This is a genomic window from Marinobacter sp. NP-4(2019), assembly GCF_003994855.1.
In the GTDB taxonomy this organism is placed as follows: Bacteria; Pseudomonadota; Gammaproteobacteria; order Pseudomonadales; family Oleiphilaceae; genus Marinobacter.
The window spans coordinates 2011548-2028798 of the sequence record NZ_CP034142.1 but is presented as its reverse complement, the minus strand read 5'-3'; the positions used below and the strand labels follow the sequence as shown (position 1 = coordinate 2028798).

Sequence of the window (17251 nt, the reverse complement as noted above, 5' to 3'; positions counted from 1 at the left end):
TGCAGACTTCTCGCCATTTCAGATGGTGGCAAGCGCCTGCGGATGCAGCGAGATTTCGGTCACTGCCCGATAAATCGATTCAAAATTCATACAGTCGTTTGAATCGTGAGGGCACACGATGAAAAAAAACAGCTCGTTTGTCAATTTGTTTCTGGAAGAATCGGCGCAAAAGTCTTCAAAATCAGCGAAGGCACCGGAAAACTGGCGATTTGAATTCATTATTTTTCAGTGCGGTATATCCGTGTTTTAACAAAAACCGGAACTGCATCACGCAAATTTGGCAGCACTTTACATTTACCCGGGTAACAGGCTGTAAAACCGCTTGATCGGCTGGCTGAGTTACTTTACCTTCGGATCGAGACTTTAGTCTACAACAATAAAACACACGTACGGAGATCTATCCGATGACCGACGCTCGCCTTCGGGTACGCTCACTCGTTGCAGCCCTGATACTGCTCGCACTCACCTCTCTCACTGCACGAGCAGAAACCGGAGACGGATTTCTTTCCGACCTGCACAAATTCCGGGTAAGCAACTATCTTGCCCTGGATGCCTACTATCGTTTCAGCGCCAACGGCGACACCAACACCCTCAATGAAATCGTAGGCAATATTAACAACGCCAATACGTCGATGAACAACCTTGCCGACAGCACAGCGGGCGTTCTCAGCGATGAGGATATTGAAAAGCTGAACCGCGAATTCGATTCCTTCAAGAATCTGATGCGGGACAACATCAACGATGTGCGCAACACCGGCTATCCGGACCTGCGACTGGTTTCCGACATGGCTAACCAGGCGCTGACGATGAGCGAAATGGCAACGGAGTTTTACAACCTTTCCAGGGAAAGCAGCGAAACGTCCACCAATTCCCGTGTGGAAGCCGCCAGATCTGCAGCCATCACCCTCGCCCAGATGATGGCCAAATATTCTGCCCGGACCCACTCGACGGTATCGCAGACATTTCAGGGCTCCTCGACAGAGGAACCTCTGGATCAGCAAGCGCTCAGGTTTGACAACCTGCTGTCAGAAATTAACAGTGGTACCAGCAAGGGCGAGCTGAAAAGTACACTGGAGGACGTTACGTCCAAGTGGGAGTTCATCCGCGGTTCCTACATCAATTACAACGAGAACAATGTGTCTTTCGTGATTGATCGCTACTCCAAGGGCATTCTCCGCGGCCTGGACACAACCATCACACTGCTTCAGCAGAGCGCATGACCTGTCACGGGTACCGGCTGGCGAGAGTGCAGCCCGTACCCGTACATCCGGCATCCCGGCATGATCACCGCTTTTTGACCCCCATCAGTTCCGAACATCCGTTTTTCGACTATCCTGAAGTCATGGTTATGCTGTAAGAACCACTTGTTCATTAAGGAGCAATGCAATGTCGACCTATCAGAAGATGCTGGTGGCCATAGACCTGACAGAAGAAGCCCCGCAGGTTCTTAACAAGGCACAGGAAATCAGCAAGGCCCATGGTGCTGAACTGCTGCTGGTGCACGTCGTGGAACCCGTTGGCTATGCCTATGGCGGTGACATCCCGATGGATTTGACAGAGCTGCAGGATCAACTGGACAAGGCTGCCAGGGAGCAACTGGCTGCCTATGGTAACCAGTACGGTGTTACCAGCGACAATCAGGTGATAACGGTGGGCAGGCCGGAGTCCGAAATCCACAGACTGGCGAAAGAACAGAATGTTGATCTGATTATCGTTGGCAGCCATGGCCGCAAAGGCTTTCAGTTATTGCTGGGTTCAACCGCCAACGGTGTACTTCACGGCACCGAGTGCGATGTCCTCGCCGTCCGGATTCACTGACGGCTCCGCATACTGGGCCCCGGATTTTCCTGGCAGCCTGGTGACGTACAGGGTGGTGGAGTTTACCCTCCACCCTCCATCCTGCTTTCAAGTTTCCTTAACTGGCTTTCGAGGGAGAAGCTGACGCTCGACGCCATGGAAAAGAAGTTCAGCAACGCCTTCAGGTTGCTGTCCCCTTTGCATACCGAATGAATCCGTTGCCACAACGCCTGGTTTACCAGCTGCAAACGCTGGTTTCTTTCCACCAGTCCCTTGAGTTCCCAATCAGGTTCCCGATGATTGCGCCGGGCAAAATATTGCTGGAGCAGGTAATGGGAGACGCTTCTCATGATGAACTCATCGGTATTGGCAAACGGCAGGTGGTGAATCGCCATGGATTTGAGCTCCCCCAAAACCGGGCAGCCACTGGTTGCCATTTTCAGCCCGAGCAGGGACCGCAAGGCTTCCTCCAGGGAGGTGGATTTGGAATAGGTGCGGCGCTCATCGGTCACCGTTACCTCGACCTTCTGGTACGCTTCCTCCGCCTGGAAAGCGTTGACCACCGGCAGTATCTCCGTCGCTGCGGGACAATGGGGAGAGTCCGCCGGTTTCAGAGGACAGTTTGTACATTGGCAATGTTCAAGGCGAGCCCAGGACGGTATCGGAGAAACAACCTCGGCGGGCTGGTTTGTTACCTTGAACTCAACCTGCCGACCGTCCTGAAACCTGAAATTGTAATTAACGTTCATTGATTGGCCTGTTCTTCCAACTCCATCCACCGCTCGATTACCTGTTCCAGACGGGCTTCCTTGTCCGCCAACTCCGCCAGCGTAGCCGAGACTTCGTCCGGTGGGCCTGAATAGAATTCCGGATCAGAAATTCGCCCCTGAAGCGCAGCGACCTCCGCTTCCAAGGATTCAATCTGGCCCGGTAGTGCTTCAAGCTCAAGTTTAAGCTTGTAACTTAACTTTGTGGGTTTCGATTTTGTGGATTCCGCCACAGATGCGACATTTTGCCGGGGCGGCTCCACCGGTTTCGAGGTTTTTTCCGGCTTTTCCGGGCGAGCCGCTTTGCGTTCCGCCGGGAAAAAACCACCTTGACGGCGCCAGTCACTGTATCCACCCACATATTCCCTGACAGCTCCGGAACCATCCAGGAAAATGGTATCCGTTACCACGTTATCCAGGAATTCCCGGTCGTGACTGATGACGATAACAGTGCCCTTGAACTCCACCAACTGAGCTTCAAGCAATTCCAGGGTTTCCACGTCCAGATCGTTGGTTGGCTCATCAAGCACCAGAATATTGGCTGGCTTGCTGAACAACTTGGCGAGTAACAAACGCGCCCTCTCCCCCCGGAGAACACACTGACGGGTGATCTGGCTCGCTGGGGACTGAACAGGAACTCCTGGAGATAACCGAGAACGTGCTTGCTCTGGCCGTTAATCTCGATGAATTCACGCCCTTCGGAGAGGTTATCAAGGGCATTGCGCTCCAGATCCAGCTCACCCCGAAGCTGATCAAAATAGGCCACTTCAAGATTCGTACCCAGTCGAATCGAACCTTCCGTTGGCTTGAGGTTACCAAGCAGAAGTCTGACCAGCGTGGTCTTGCCGGTGCCGTTTTCCCCCACCAGACCGATCTTGTCACCACGGAGGACCGTCAGGTTCATATCCTTGATCACCGGGCTTCCGTCCGGGTAGTGGAATCCCGCCTCTTTCGCTTCGACAACCAGCTTGCCTGACCGGTCCGCATCTTCGACAACAAAGCTGGCGGTACCACCACGGACCCGACGTTGGCGATGTTCTTCCCGCATGGCTTTCAGAGCCCTGACCCGCCCCATGTTACGAGTTCTCCGAGCCTTGATGCCCTGCCGGATCCAGGCTTCCTCCTGTTTCAGGCGCTTGTCAAACAGCGCGTTCTGCCGTTCTTCTTCCTCTAGCGCCTTTTCTTTCAATTCCAGGTACTTGTCATAAGTCGCCGAAAAACTGACCAGTTTTCCCCGGTCCAGCTCCACAATCCGGGTCGCCATCTTGCGGATAAATGCCCGGTCGTGACTGACAAACAGGATGGCCCCGCGGAACTGTCCAAGCGCCTCCTCAAGCCAGGCAATCGCGGGCACATCCAGGTGGTTAGTCGGCTCGTCCAGCAACAGGATATCCGGTTCCGCTACCAGAGCCTTCGCCAGCAGCACCCGCCGCTGCCAGCCCCCGGAGAGAGTGTTCAGGGTCTGCTCAGGGTCAATGCTGTACTGCTCAAGAATGGTGTTAACCTTTTGATCCAACCGCCACCCGTCCAGGGCCTCCAGGCGCTCCTGAACCTTCATCATCTGATCCAGGCTTGCCTCATCCGCCTGCTGCGACAGGGTGTGAAAGCGCGCCAGCAATTCGCCGGTTTCAGGGAACGCGCTGGCGACCACCTCGTAGGCCGTACGATTGTCTTCCGCAGGCAGGTTCTGCGGCAATACCGCCAGCCTCGCCCCCTCGTCCAGACGCACGATGCCGCCCTCTGGAGTGACTTCCCCACTGACAATCCTGAGCAGCGTGGATTTACCCTCGCCGTTACGACCAAGCAGACACACCCGCTCCCCCGCTTCCATATTCAACGAGGCCTTATCCAGCAGCGGCTGCATACCAAAAGCCAGGGAAATGGCATCCAGCGATAACAATGGCACCGTGTTATTACTCCTTATTACCCGTGTTACTGATCAGTAGTTCTGTTGATGACCGGGTCGCCGACGCGAACAGTGCCCGGCCCCTCGTGAATGGCATTCATTCCAAAAATGACGCCGTCAACGGTGCGGCGATACTGCCCCAGGGTCCGCAACGGCTGTAGATCCGACCCTTTTACACCGGTATCCGGATCCACCGTGGTCATAACACATCGGGAACAGGGTTTAACGAGACTGAATTCCTGCTTGCCGATCAACAGCCGTCGCCAATCGTCCTCGCCCCACGCCGCGGCTCCCTCAATAACGATATTGGGACGGAAGCGGCGCATCTCCACCGGCTTTTCGAGCCGGCCATTCAATTCATCCAGGGAGGACAGATTGGTGACCAGAAACGGAAATCCATCCGCAAAGCTCACTCGGCGCTCTTCGGTGACCCGGCCAGCGTCCACTCTCCGAAAGGATGTATCCGGCATGTAGACAAAACGGAAATCAGCACCGCAGAAGCGGCTCAGGGCTTCCGAGGCCTCCGTCGTGCTGTATACGGCCTTGACCCAGTCACGCCAGACCAGCACCCGCGCCTCTTGCTCACCCGGGTGCAGCAGATATTCACCCTCGCCCGGGATGCTCACCCTAACACAATCCCCCTCAAGCGCCGTATGGACCCTGGCCAGCATCGGGTAGTCACGTTGCGTGACGAATCGCCGCTCGGAATCGACAATCATCCAGCGACGATCGTTGCGTGGTCCAAAGTCGTCCATATTGAAGGAACTGACAGGAATCCCGGCAAGGGACTTCACCGGATAGATATACAGGGAATGGACTCGCACAATGCCTCCCGCAGCCGCAAATACTTAAAGATCGGGCAAAGAGTATAACCGAGTTAAACCGGGAAACGACGAAATGCAGTGCCTGAAAACGAAGAAACCCGGCCGTTTTAATGGCCGGGTTTCCGGAATCTGGAGCGGGAAACGAGATTCGAACTCGCGACCCCAACCTTGGCAAGGTTGTGCTCTACCAACTGAGCTATTCCCGCTTATGGTTGCAGGCTTGATGCCGACAACGGAGGCGTATTCTACGGATTCGTTCGCGGGCGTCAACCACTTTTTGGCAAGTTTTTAACCCCGGCAACTCCGGGTGATCAGCTATTATCCAACCCGCCCTTTGCGACACCCGCAATCTGGCCAGCCTCGCAGTTCAGATACCCGGATGACTGCAGCCATTTCTGATCCGGATAGTATTTGAACACCAGTTGCCCGCCTTTCAGATTATCCACCACTTGCTGGATCACCTGCTGGTCAACCGCCGGGCAGCCGTGACTGCGCCCGATGCGACCGTAGTCACGAATCCAGTTGTCATTCACATAGTCCGCCCCGTGAATAACAATGGCACGTTGTCGCGCCAGGTCATTAATGCCGGGTTCCAGACCATCAAGCCGCAGGGAATAGCCGTGCTTGCCCCGGTAGGATTCACTGGCCTGGAACAGACCGATACTGGACTGGTGACTCCCCTCAATATTGGAGAAGGCAGTGGACTTCAGGTTTCCAGAATTCTTGCCATGGGCAACCAGATCCCGCAGCACCAGTTTGCCGCTGGTCAGATCGAAAATCCACAGACGCTCCTCACTGGATGGCAACGAGAAATCGATCACCGCCAGCCTGTCGGGCATATCTACCCCGTTCGACACTGCACAGGACGATGCATTCAAAGCCCGCTGCAGAACCTCAACATTCAGGTTTGGGGCCGCACTGGACAGTCGTGTCAGGAGTGAATGATCAAAGGATGTTGCAGAACCCTGCGTGGGAAGAAAAAGCGCCGTCACCAGCACAAGACCGAAACCAAAACGGCCAGCAATTCGATTTTTCAGCATTCGATAAACCCTGTCAGATCAGCTCAGCAAATAGCAAAACGGGTAAAAAGTCCGCGCCTGAGCCCAAGAGTCGGGCATTCTAACAGAGAAAACCGGGAGCTCCGTCAAGATGTACGAAATTTATACAAAACACCACAAATAGCGACGCCAGCCCCTACACCCCCAGAATCATGCAAATGATCCTGTGCACCGACGCCTCCAGGGTTCTTGCGTCCGCCACGCTCCGGTTCAACAAGGTGTCGTATCCCAGGCCCAGCACGACATTGACGAGCAGCGAAGCATCCCTTGCTGGCGCAGGCGAATCAAGCCGGTGGAGAATCTGTTCCAGGCCGGCTATCCAGGCACCGCGATAGCTCCGCGCCAGACCCGCAAGCCTCTCATCGCGCAACGATTCCATAAGGAATACCTGCTCCGCCAACACTTGCTCCCGGCGATCGGAGAACTGCTCTGTCAGATACGCCGTGGTAATCGCCGTCAGCCGTTTCGCCAGTTCGCAGCGACCTTTGCCGCCTCGCTTACGGGTCTCTTCAGGAATGTTGTCGAGCACCAGGTTAATGGTGTCGTAAAAGCGGCCAAGATCCTCCCGGGCCTTTTCCGCAAACAGCATGAAGGAATCACTGATCAGCTCATCGATGTCACGGAAATAGTAGGTGGTCGACGCCAGGGGAACTTTCGCTTCGCGTGCAACGGCCCGATGTTTGATTCCCCGCAAACCGTCCCGGGCCGCAATGCGCAAGGTGGCCTCAAGAATCTGTAGGCGACGGTGCTCACTTTTCGCCCGTGCAGTCTTACGGCCGCTGTAATTGATGGATTCCCGAAAAAACTGATCCTCGGGGAGTTCTGCAGATTTCCATAGTCGCAGAGCCTGTGCGTGCCCCATGGTTGCCACCTTGTTTCGTCGTCCTGACGCCCGGAACGAACCGGCCGTATGGAGGGATTACCCCGATTTTATTGTTACTTTTTGTAAATGGTGGCGGAAACCGGAGCCATAAACGTTGACGGAGTCGACATTTTTCACGGACACAGTGTGTTTGGGGTGTCGACGGCGGCCATTACTGACCGAAACGCCTGCCCTTCTTCAAATAATCCTCTTCCTCAGGGGTGGAAGGACGTTTAAGAACTGCATTGCGATGGGGGAAGCGGCCAAATTTACCAATAATATCGCGATGATCATGGGCCGCCTGAACGAAGCTCTCCATAAAATCGCCCAGGATCCCGCCCGCCGATGCCGCCAGCTGTTCGTAACACTCGACCGACAGGTCCTGATCCTCAAGGCGCTCGGAATGCTGCAACGGCATGTACAGAAAGGCTCTCTGTACCGCTGGCAACATCATGTCCTGACCTTTGTCCATGGCCTGTCTGGTCAGCGTTCTTGCCACCTTGTCATTGTCGTAAGCGAGAGCACTGCCTCGGTAGATATTCCGTGAGAACTGATCCAGCAGGATAATTTCTGCCAGCGAGCCCCCCGCCTGTTTCCTCCAGTGTGCAAGCCCGCTCTCGGATGCGAACAGCACAAGAGACAGAAAGCGGTAGCGGATTTCCTGGTCAAACCCGCGGTCGGAGCGGAACCAGCGATTACGATGAAAGCGGTCAGGCAACCCTTCCTCATCGAGTTCACCAAACCAGAAATCCAGAATGTCATTCCAATCGAACATATGAAGCTACACCCACACGCCAGTCACAGGCCCTATCCTGCTACACTTTATGACATTGGGGCCAGCACTGTTCACAGGAGAGATCATGCCCGGAGAACACCGTATTATTCTTCTTGCACACGGCAGCAGCGACAAGCGTTGGTGCGACACGTTCGAACAACTCGCCGCACCGACCGTCAATTCGGTTCCGGGATCCCGTATCGCCTATATGGAACTGGCCACGCCTTCGCTGGAGAAGGTGGTCGAACAGGGCGTTCAGGACGGTATCCGGAGCTTTACTGTCGTGCCTCTTTTTCTGGCCGCCGGACGCCACCTCCGAAAGGATGTACCGGCAATGATCCGCTCCCTTGAGGATAACCACGGTATTTCCATCCATCTTGCACCACCGATTGGAGAGAATCCTCAACTCGGTGAAGCCATTCGCGACGTGGTTACCCAGGGGCTTGCAAAATAAACGAGGCCGGCACTCAGGGCCGCGATAAGGGAGTTATCCAATGAGCCATCGTATTCTAGTCACCGGAGGTACCGGATTCATCGGCCAGGTACTGTGTCCGAAGCTGCTCGCCAAAGGCTATAAACTGACGGTACTGAGCCGCCAGAGCGAAGCGGACGTTCTGGCTGCCTGTGGCCGGGTGGAAGCCATTTCGGATCTGGACCTCCTGAAGGGCCACCCGGGTTTCGACAGCATTATCAACCTCGCCGGGGAAGGAATTGCTGACAAACGCTGGAGCCAGCAGCGGAAACAGGAGCTCAGGGACAGCCGCATCGGCCTGACCCGCCAACTGGTATCCGTGGTCAAAAGCTGGGACTCCGGGCCCAGCGTACTCGTATCCGGCTCAGCAGTCGGTTACTACGGCAATCAGGGCAGCACGCGGGTTAACGAGGATACCCCACCTAGCGATGAGTTTACCCATCGCCTTTGCAGGGACTGGGAAGCTGAAGCGGTCAAGCTTGAAGCCGAAGGGGTCCGTGTCTGCCTCTCGCGAACCGGTGTGGTCGCGGGCCCTGGAGGAGGCTTTCTCCAGCGCATGCTGTTACCGTTCCGCCTTGGCCTTGGTGGTCGCCTGGGTAGCGGAGATCAATACATGCCATGGGTTCATCGTGATGATGTCGTCGCCGCCCTTATTTTTATGCTGGAATCGGAGAATGCAACCGGCCCTTACAACGTGGTCAGCCCCAACCCGGTAACCAATCGCGAGTTCACTCGCTGCCTGGCCAGCGTCCTCAACAGGCCCGCCATTTTCCCGGTACCCGCCCCGGTCCTGAAGCTGGCGCTCGGTGAAATGTCGCGCCTCCTTCTGACCGGACAGCAGGCCATCCCGCAACGACTGATGCAGCAGGATTTCCAGTTTACCTATCCCGACCTGACAGGCGCGTTAGAGAACTGTGTCCGATGAACGCATTACCAACTCATCGTAATTTTTTAGAAAAACTGTTTGACAGCGAATTAAGCCTTACTTAATATACGCGCCACCTCGACGAGGCAAGTCAGTAAGAACGTTGCGTCCCCTTCGTCTAGTGGCCTAGGACTCCGCCCTTTCACGGCGGCAACAGGGGTTCGAACCCCCTAGGGGACGCCAATCTTACCGACGCTAAACAGTCTTTCCGGACTGATGAGCACCTACCTTTGCACTCTTTTCCCTGGAGCGCCTGGCATCTTTCATAACAAAGATCCCAACGCCCACAAAGAACGCCAATATCAACAGCACCGTTAAAATTCCGGCAATCACCACCGCGTCCATATACATAATCCGATCTCCACTAATCATTTCATCCGATTAGCCTCAGATTACGCTCAACACGCGAGTGTCTTATTGACCTGCATCAAACCAACGAATTCAACGCGGCTTTTTTGAAAGTCGGAACCGGACCACATTTCTCCCGAGCTTTCCTTTATCCGCAAAGCACTTGGGAACAACTGCTGCTATAGTCCTCAGGATAAGGAACCGTTCGTTTCACGAATATCTGGTCAGGGTGCTGAAGTAACGACATGCAAAAACTGTCGACGCGTCTCCAACGTTTTCGAACGGGATCTCCCCTGTCGTTCCGGCTACTTGCCTGGATACTTCTCTTTAGTTCCGCCTTCACACTGATTGCCTCCGCCATCCAACTTTATTCCGACTACCGAAAGGATCTTCAGCAAATCGATAACCGCATGCTCGTGGTGGAAACAGGCTACGCCTCCAGTCTCGCCCGCAGCCTGTGGGCCCTGGACCAGAAGCTGCTTCAGACCCAAATGGAAGGCATCCTCAGCCTACCGGACATTGTCCACCTGAGACTCCGTATTGAACCCGATTCGGAGCTGGTCATGGGAGAAATACCACCCGGCGCTCAAACAGAATCCCACAGCTTCGACCTCATTCATCGAGGTGACGAAATGTTCAAGCTCGGGGCATTGACGGTGACCGCCGATCTGGGCCGTGTGTATAACGAAATGAGACGTAAGGTCGGGGTTATCCTGGTGACCCAGTTCTTCAAGACATTTCTGGTTTCCATTCTGATTATCTGGATTTTCCAGCATTTCGTGGCTCGCCACCTGTCCACCATGGCGAACTATGCCCGTCATTTTTCCCTGACCAACCTCGCGGAACCACTCACCCTTGACCGACCGGACACACCGTTAAACCGTCGGGATGAACTTGCCCAGGTAACCGATGCCATCAACCAGATGCGTGAACGACTGAATGAAGATGTTGCCCGGCAACAGCGAGATGCCGCACAAATCCGCAAGTTTTCCAAGGCCATTGAACAAAGCCCGTCGTCAGTACTGATCTGTGACCGTCAGTGGAGGATTGAATTTGCCAACCAGAAATTCACCCAACTGACGGGCCACGATGCCAACGACATTATCGGTAAACACCCCGGCGCCATCTCCGACAACGCAATGGATCACCGGGAATCACGACACCTCTGGCAGTCCATTCGTCTGCAGGTTCAACGGGTCGGTGTCTGGCAGGGGGAAGTGAACAGCATACGCCGCAACGGTGAGCGATTCTGGGAACAGCTGATCGTAACCCCCATCAAGGACTCCAATGGCGAAGCAACGGGGTACCTGATCCTGGGTGAAGACATCAGCATCCGCAAACGTTATGAGCAGCAACTGCTACGCCAGGCCAACTATGACATCCTGACCGGACTGCCGAACCGAATGCTTGCCCTCGATCGCCTGAAGCTGGCGCTGGCTCAGGCCAGACGGGAAAACTCACTGGTTGGCGTGATGTTCCTGGACCTCGATAACTTCAAGCATATCAATGACACCATGGGGCACGATGCCGGCGACAATCTGCTGATCGAAGCAGCGCGCCGTATTTCCAGTTGCCTTCGCGGCACCAGCACCGTCGCCCGGCTCGGCGGTGATGAATTCCTGGTGATCCTGCCAGGGCTGACAGACGCCGATGCCACATCCCAGGTAGCGGAACGGATACTGAAGACGTTTGAACCTGCCTACCTTCTCGATAATCAGGAAGTCTTTGTCACGACCAGTATTGGCATCGCGATTTTCCCGACCGACTCCGATAACAGTGGCACGCTGCTACAACACGCTGACGCAGCAATGTACCAGGCCAAGCACAAAGGCAAGAGTTCCTATGCCCGCTTTGTACCGGAGATGACGGAAGTCTCCCACGACCGGCTTCAGATGGAATCGCGGATGCGCCGCGCACTGGAACAGAACGAATTCGAGCTCTACTTCCAGCCCATCGTCCGGACCGACACCGGCGCCCTGAGCTCGGCGGAAGCCCTGATTCGCTGGAACAATGCCAGCATGGGCATGGTCATGCCGGATCGCTTCATCCCCCTCGCTGAGGAAACCGGACTGATCATTCCGATCGGCGAATGGGTGCTCCACGAAGCCTGCAACCAGGCCATGAAATGGCATGAAATCACTGGCAACAAAGTCGGTGTCTCGGTTAACGTATCCCCTCGGCAGTTTCGGGACCCGGGTTTCAGCGCCACCGTCATGAAAGCGTTGGAAGCCAGCGGCCTGGAGGCCGAGTGTCTCGAACTGGAAATTACAGAGCGGTTGATACTCGACAACACTATTGAAACCGCAGAGATTCTGAAATACCTGGACCAGGCCGGAATCCGATTATCAGTGGATGATTTCGGCACGGGGTACTCTGCCCTGAGCTATCTCAAGAGCTACCCTTTCGACACCCTGAAAATTGACAAATCCTTTGTCCAGGATGTCCTCAGGGAGCAGGATGACGCATCCCTGGTCAGGGCCATTATTAACATGGCTCACAGCCTGGGCTTAAAGGTTATTGCAGAGGGGGTGGAAGAAGAGGCCCAGACCCATTTCCTGCAGCTCGAAGGTTGTGACTACTCCCAAGGCTATTTTTACAGTCGTCCGATGCCGGAAGAAGCATTTGAAAAATGGCTAAGTACCAACCATCGCGCTAAAGCCTGACACATACCAGAACGGACCACCCATGGAAGACACCATACTCGTTGTTAACTGCGGCAGCTCTTCCCTGAAAGTTGCATTGTTTGATATTAACCTCAGGCAGCTCACATCAGCCCTGGCCGAGAGAATCGGCAAAAGCGATGCCTTCGCCAGAATTACGGGACATTCCCGGGACATTCCACTGCAAAGTGGCGCTGGTCACCGGGACGCCCTTCAGGCCCTGGTGTCGGCCTTTCGTGAGCTCAGTCTGCTGACGTCGCCTCCCGTGGCCATTGGCCATCGCGTGGTGCACGGCGGCGAAACCTTCCGCGAGGCCGCACTGATAGACGATAGCGTCCGTCAGGCCATCGAGGATTGCGCAGGCCTGGCCCCGCTTCACAACCCGGTCAACCTCACGGGTATAGACGCCACCACCGAGCTGTTTCCGGATGTTCCTCAGGTGGCGGTGTTTGATACCGCCTTCCATCAGACGCTGCCACGGCACGCCTATCTCTACGCATTACCCTACCGGTTCTACCGCGACTGGGGTGTTCGCCGTTACGGCTTCCACGGCACCAGTCACAACTTCATGGCCACAGAAACGGCCCGCCTGCTGGGCAAGGCGCCGGGTGAAACCTCCATCATCTCGGCCCACCTTGGTAACGGCTGCAGTATTACCGCCATCCGTGACGGCATCAGTGTGGATACCAGCATGGGACTCACTCCCCTGGAAGGCTTGGTGATGGGCACCCGTAGCGGTGACATCGACCCCGGACTGTTTGAGTTCCTGGAAACCAAGGACATCAGCGCAGAAAGCCTCCACCGGATTCTCAACAACGAAAGCGGATTACTGGGGCTCTCGGAAAAAACCAATGATATGAGGACCCTCAGCGAACTGGCCGACCAGGGCCATGAACCCTCGATCGTGGCCATTGAGGTGTTCTGTTTTCGTCTGGCCCGTTACATCAGTGCCATGATGGCCTCCCTCCGGGAACTGGATGCCCTGGTCTTTACCGGAGGGATTGGGGAAAACAGCGCCATGGTCAGAGCAAAGACCCTCAGCCATCTACACCTGACCGGCTTCGCCATCGCCCCTTCCCTCAACCGGCAGCACGGAAATAAGACGGATGGTCGTATCAACCGGGAGGACAGCCGTTTCAAGGTGATGGTCATTCCCACCAACGAAGAACGGGTCATCGCCCGGGAAGCCCTCGAAACCAGCGGCACCGTGAGCCACAGCTGAATACTGCATCACCTGCAAGGATACCTGTATGGCAAAGAACCTGTTTATTGCGCCAACCTCCATGGATTCAGGCCTGACCTCCGTCTGCCTTGGCCTTCTCAGGGCTCTGGAGCGAGTGGGCGTCAGCGTCGGATTCTATAAGCCCTTCAGCCAGTCAGTTCATCAGGGAGAATCCCAGCATAACGCTGGCAAGGATCCCTCGGTGGCCTTTGTGCGGGCACGCAGCCATCTCGAACCGCCGGATCCCATGAGCCTGAGAGAAGCGCAGCAGTTACTGAACAAAGGCAAAGCCGACCTACTGATGGAAACCGTCGTCGGCGAATACCAGAAAGTCGCCAAGACCGTTGATGTCGTGATCATTGAAGGCCTGGTACCGGACCGGAGCGAAGCCTACATCGCCCGGCTGAACGTCGAGTTGGCACGCAACCTGGGGTCGGAAGTTGTGCTGGTGAGCACTCCGAAGAACTCAACGGCACAGGAGCTCGACGAAGAACTGGATTTCTCCTCACGCCTGTTTGCCAATCCTTCTGACCCCGATGTCATCGGCATCATCCTGAACAAGGTGGGCGAGCCCGAAAAATCGGAGTTTACACCCAGGGTCAACTCGGAAGCTGCCAACACCCCCATTGATTTCCAGAACGACTGCAAGGTGTTTGCAAATGGGCGATTCCGCCTGCTGGCCTGCATCCCGTGGCAACCGGAGCTGCTGGCCGTTCGGGTGTCGGACATCGCCAGGGAACTGCAGGTACCGGTACTGCATGAGGGCCAGATGCAGTCACGCAGGGTACAAAAGGTATCGGTTTGCGCACGTACCATCAGGAACATGATCGATACCCTGAAACCAGGCACGCTGATGGTCACTCCGGGTGACCGGGAAGACGTTATCGTGGCCACTGCAGTGGCGGCACTGAACGGCGTTCCCCTGGCGGGGCTGATGCTCACCGGCGACCTGATGCCCGATAATCGGGTGGTTGATCTGTGTAGAAGGGCCCTGGACACCGGACTTCCGGTACTGCGGGCGAAAACCAATACCTACGAGACCGCCCACCGCCTGGCCAACCTGTCAGCCGCCATTCCGATTGACGATCCCGATCGCATCGAGAAGGCGATGGAAGCCGTTGCTACCCGGGTGGATACCGACTGGCTCCAGGAACACCTGAAGGTTCAGCGCCAGAGCCGGCTTTCACCCCCGGCCTTCCGCTACCTGTTGTCCGAGCGTGCAAGGGCCGCCGCGAAACGCATTGTCCTGCCGGAAGGGAACGAGCCTAGAACCGTACAGGCGGCGATCATCTGCCACCAGCGAGGCCTGGCACGGTGCGCCCTTATTGGCAGCCCCGGCGAGGTCGCAAACGTCGCAAAATCCCTGGGGCTGAGCCTGCCCGAGGACATCGAGATCATCGATCCCGCCAAGGTTCGTGGCCAGTACATTCAACCCATGGTGGAACTGCGCAAACATAAGGGCCTCACCCCCGATATGGCCGAAGCCATGCTTGAGGATAATGTCGTGCTTGGCACCATGATGGTGGCCATGGATGAAGCCGATGGATTGGTGTCAGGTGCAGTCCACACCACCGCTAACACCGTGCGCCCTGCCCTACAGCTGATCAAGACCCATGATGAGGCCAAGGTAGTTTCATCCGTATTCTTCATGTTGCTGCCCCAGCAGGTCGTGGTCTATGGCGACTGCGCCATCAACCCGGACCCGAATGCCGAGGAGCTGGCAGACATTGCCATCCAGAGTGCCCAGTCAGCAGAAGCGTTCGGTATTGAGCCCGTCGTGGCGATGATCAGTTACAGCACCGGAGAATCCGGCAGCGGTCAGGACGTGGAGAAAGTGAGGGAAGCGACCCGCATTGCCCGGGAGCGTCGCCCGGACCTGCTGATCGACGGCCCGCTGCAATACGACGCGGCGGCCATCGACAGCGTGGGCAGGAGCAAGGCACCGGACAGCAAGGTAGCCGGTCGCGCAACGGTGTTTATCTTCCCGGATCTCAACACTGGCAATACCACCTACAAGGCGGTGCAACGCAGTGCGAACGTGGTCAGTATCGGCCCCATGCTTCAGGGTCTCAGGAAGCCGGTCAATGACCTGTCACGGGGCGCGTTGGTGGAGGACATTGTCTTTACCATTGCCATTACGGCGGTTCAGGCAAAGCAGGTCAAGAGTGCGGGGCTGGCTTGACCGCCCCGCCATCGTTTACCGTTTCTTGCTCTTCATTCGCTGTTTCTTCGGACGACGGCCGGCTTTCAGGTCGTTGTCTTTCTTGACCCGCTGACGCGGTGTCAGACGGTCAACCTTGCCAGCGAAAGGGTTCTCGCTGGAGCGGAACTCAAAGCGGATCGGGGACCCGGTGACATTAAGGACCTTACGGAAGGTATTTTCCAGGTAGCGCTTGTAGGAGCCGGGAAGCGCATCCGTCTGGTTGCCGTGGACCACAATCACTGGTGGATTCGAGCCCCCCTGGTGCCCATAACGCAACTTGATGCGCCGGCCCTGCACCATCGGCGGCTGATGCTGGGCAATGGCATCCTGAAGAATGGCGGTGAGCCGGTTGGTCGGCCATTTTGCCATCGCCGATTCGTAACAGGCCTGCACAGACTCATACATCACGCCAACACCTGAACCATGCAGCGCCGAGATGTAGTGCTTGTCGGCATAGTCGAGAAAGTCGAGCCGACGCCGGACCTGCTCCTTCACACGGGCACGCTCCTCCGGATCCATGCCATCCCATTTGTTGACCGCAATCACCAGTGACCGTCCCGCATCCAGCACAAACCCGATCAGGTGCAGATCCTGGTCCACCAGCCCTTCCCGCGCGTCAATGACCAGAATCACTACGTGGGCGTCTTCGATGGCCTGCAGCGTCTTGATAATGGAGAACTTCTCGACCACTTCACGGACATTCTTGCGGCGGCGAACCCCGGCGGTATCGATCAGCGTGTACTGACTGCCCTGACGTTCGTAAGGGATATAGACACTGTCCCGTGTGGTACCCGGCATGTCGTACACCACAACACGGTCTTCGCCCAGCATGCGGTTGACCAGGGTCGACTTACCCACATTCGGGCGCCCGACCACACCAATGCGGATGCCAGGATAGCGCTCGGCACGATCCTGCTCTTCCATCTCTTCCGCAGAGGGCAGCAAGCTTTCCAGCAGCGAACGAATGCCGCGGTTATGGGACGCGGCGATCAGGAACGTGGACTCGAAACCAAGACTGTAGAAATCAGCGGCGGCAATATCCGGGTCCTGACCGTCGGTTTTGTTGACGACCAGGTGCGCCCGCTTTCCGGTCTTACGGAGATGATTGGCAATCACCTCATCACCGCTGGTGAGGCCAGCACGGCCGTCCACCAGGAACAGCACAATGTCCGCTTCCTCAACCGCCTGAAGGGACTGGCGCGCCATTTCCGCATCTAGCCCTTGCTCATCATCACCGGTCAGACCGCCGGTATCAATGACGATAAACCGTTGGCCTTCATAGGTGCCTTCACCGTATTTACGGTCGCGGGTCAGCCCGGGGAAATCGGCAACCAGCGCATCCCGGGACCGCGTCATCTGATTGAAAAGCGTCGATTTACCGACATTGGGGCGGCCCACGAGGGCGATTACAGGAATCATATAGTTTCGCTAC

General features: G+C 56.2%; 15 protein-coding genes, 2 tRNA genes and 1 pseudogene. 8 read left to right on the top strand and 10 right to left on the bottom strand.

The genetic code is table 11. The features are described from left to right. Nucleotides 1-18 precede the first annotated feature (18 nt). Entirely contained in the window at nt 19-219 is a 201-nt protein-coding gene (locus EHN06_RS09340; protein WP_127332249.1) for a hypothetical protein, read from the bottom strand. Between the two features lie 185 nt (nt 220-404). On the opposite strand from EHN06_RS09340, the gene EHN06_RS09335 reads away from it, so the two are divergent. Together EHN06_RS09335 and EHN06_RS09330 are read left to right on the top strand one after the other, a co-directional pair. After that, nucleotides 405-1220 (top strand): hypothetical protein, encoded by an 816-nt coding sequence (locus EHN06_RS09335; RefSeq protein WP_127332247.1) that lies wholly within the window; start codon nt 405-407, stop codon nt 1218-1220. A gap of 166 nt (nt 1221-1386) precedes the next feature. Further along, nucleotides 1387-1818 carry a universal stress protein gene (locus tag EHN06_RS09330; protein ID WP_127332245.1) on the top strand — a complete coding sequence of 144 codons (432 nt, stop codon included), beginning with the start codon at nt 1387-1389 and terminating at the stop codon, nt 1816-1818. 62 nt (nt 1819-1880) lie between these two features. Here EHN06_RS09330 and EHN06_RS09325 read toward each other — a convergent pair whose 3' ends face one another. The 7 genes and pseudogenes from EHN06_RS09325 to EHN06_RS09295 form a co-directional block, all read right to left on the bottom strand. Continuing rightward, on the bottom strand, nt 1881-2546 hold the full coding sequence (locus EHN06_RS09325; protein ID WP_127332243.1) for a DUF6901 family protein: 666 nt from the start codon (nt 2544-2546) through the stop codon (nt 1881-1883). Beyond that, a pseudogene (locus tag EHN06_RS09320) lies at nt 2543-4470 on the bottom strand (ATP-binding cassette domain-containing protein). The gene EHN06_RS09325 and the pseudogene EHN06_RS09320 overlap by 4 nt, the downstream one beginning before the upstream one ends. 26 nt (nt 4471-4496) lie before the next feature. Then, nucleotides 4497-5294: an MOSC domain-containing protein gene (locus tag EHN06_RS09315; RefSeq protein ID WP_127332241.1), complete on the bottom strand. Its 798-nt coding sequence runs from the start codon at nt 5292-5294 to the stop codon at nt 4497-4499. Between the two features lie 130 nt (nt 5295-5424). Further along, nucleotides 5425-5500 (bottom strand) — tRNA-Gly (locus EHN06_RS09310). A gap of 105 nt (nt 5501-5605) precedes the next feature. Beyond that, complete coding sequence (locus tag EHN06_RS09305; RefSeq protein ID WP_127332239.1) at nt 5606-6334, bottom strand: murein L,D-transpeptidase catalytic domain family protein; 729 nt, start codon at nt 6332-6334, stop codon at nt 5606-5608. A gap of 154 nt (nt 6335-6488) precedes the next feature. Continuing rightward, nucleotides 6489-7214, bottom strand: coding sequence for a TetR/AcrR family transcriptional regulator (locus EHN06_RS09300; RefSeq protein WP_127332237.1), 726 nt, complete (start codon nt 7212-7214; stop codon nt 6489-6491). Nucleotides 7215-7386: 172 nt separating this feature from the next. Then, nucleotides 7387-7989 carry a DUF924 family protein gene (locus EHN06_RS09295; RefSeq protein WP_127332235.1) on the bottom strand — a complete coding sequence of 201 codons (603 nt, stop codon included), beginning with the start codon at nt 7987-7989 and terminating at the stop codon, nt 7387-7389. Between the two features lie 85 nt (nt 7990-8074). Here EHN06_RS09295 and EHN06_RS09290 point away from each other — a divergent pair, with 85 nt between their 5' ends. The 3 genes from EHN06_RS09290 to EHN06_RS09280 all read left to right on the top strand — a co-directional run bounded on the left by EHN06_RS09290 (nt 8075) and on the right by EHN06_RS09280 (nt 9569). Then, a complete protein-coding gene (locus EHN06_RS09290; protein ID WP_127332233.1) occupies nt 8075-8443 on the top strand; it encodes a sirohydrochlorin chelatase in 369 nt (122 codons plus the stop codon). A 40-nt stretch (nt 8444-8483) separates the two neighbouring features. Further along, on the top strand, nt 8484-9386 hold the full coding sequence (locus EHN06_RS09285; protein WP_127332231.1) for a TIGR01777 family oxidoreductase: 903 nt from the start codon (nt 8484-8486) through the stop codon (nt 9384-9386). Nucleotides 9387-9493: 107 nt separating this feature from the next. After that, nucleotides 9494-9569: transfer RNA gene (locus EHN06_RS09280), tRNA-Glu, on the top strand. A 12-nt stretch (nt 9570-9581) separates the two neighbouring features. Here EHN06_RS09280 and ccoM read toward each other — a convergent pair. Continuing rightward, nucleotides 9582-9737: a cytochrome c oxidase subunit CcoM gene (ccoM, locus tag EHN06_RS21155; RefSeq protein WP_164735594.1), complete on the bottom strand. Its 156-nt coding sequence runs from the start codon at nt 9735-9737 to the stop codon at nt 9582-9584. 242 nt (nt 9738-9979) lie between these two features. On the opposite strand from ccoM, the gene EHN06_RS09275 reads away from it, so the two are divergent. From EHN06_RS09275 to pta, 3 genes are read left to right on the top strand one after another with little or no spacing between them, the layout of a single operon-like run. After that, on the top strand, nt 9980-12397 hold the full coding sequence (locus EHN06_RS09275; RefSeq protein ID WP_127332229.1) for an EAL domain-containing protein: 2418 nt from the start codon (nt 9980-9982) through the stop codon (nt 12395-12397). A 22-nt stretch (nt 12398-12419) separates the two neighbouring features. Next, the gene (locus EHN06_RS09270; RefSeq protein WP_127332227.1) at nt 12420-13616 is read left to right on the top strand and encodes an acetate/propionate family kinase; all 1197 of its coding nucleotides are present in this window, start codon (nt 12420-12422) and stop codon (nt 13614-13616) included. A gap of 28 nt (nt 13617-13644) precedes the next feature. After that, a complete protein-coding gene (pta, locus tag EHN06_RS09265) occupies nt 13645-15798 on the top strand; it encodes a phosphate acetyltransferase (protein ID WP_127332225.1) in 2154 nt (717 codons plus the stop codon). A gap of 15 nt (nt 15799-15813) precedes the next feature. Here the strand turns inward: pta and der are convergent, their stop codons facing one another. After that, on the bottom strand, nt 15814-17238 hold the full coding sequence (der, locus tag EHN06_RS09260; RefSeq protein WP_127332223.1) for a ribosome biogenesis GTPase Der: 1425 nt from the start codon (nt 17236-17238) through the stop codon (nt 15814-15816). Between the last annotated feature and the right edge of the window lie 13 nt (nt 17239-17251).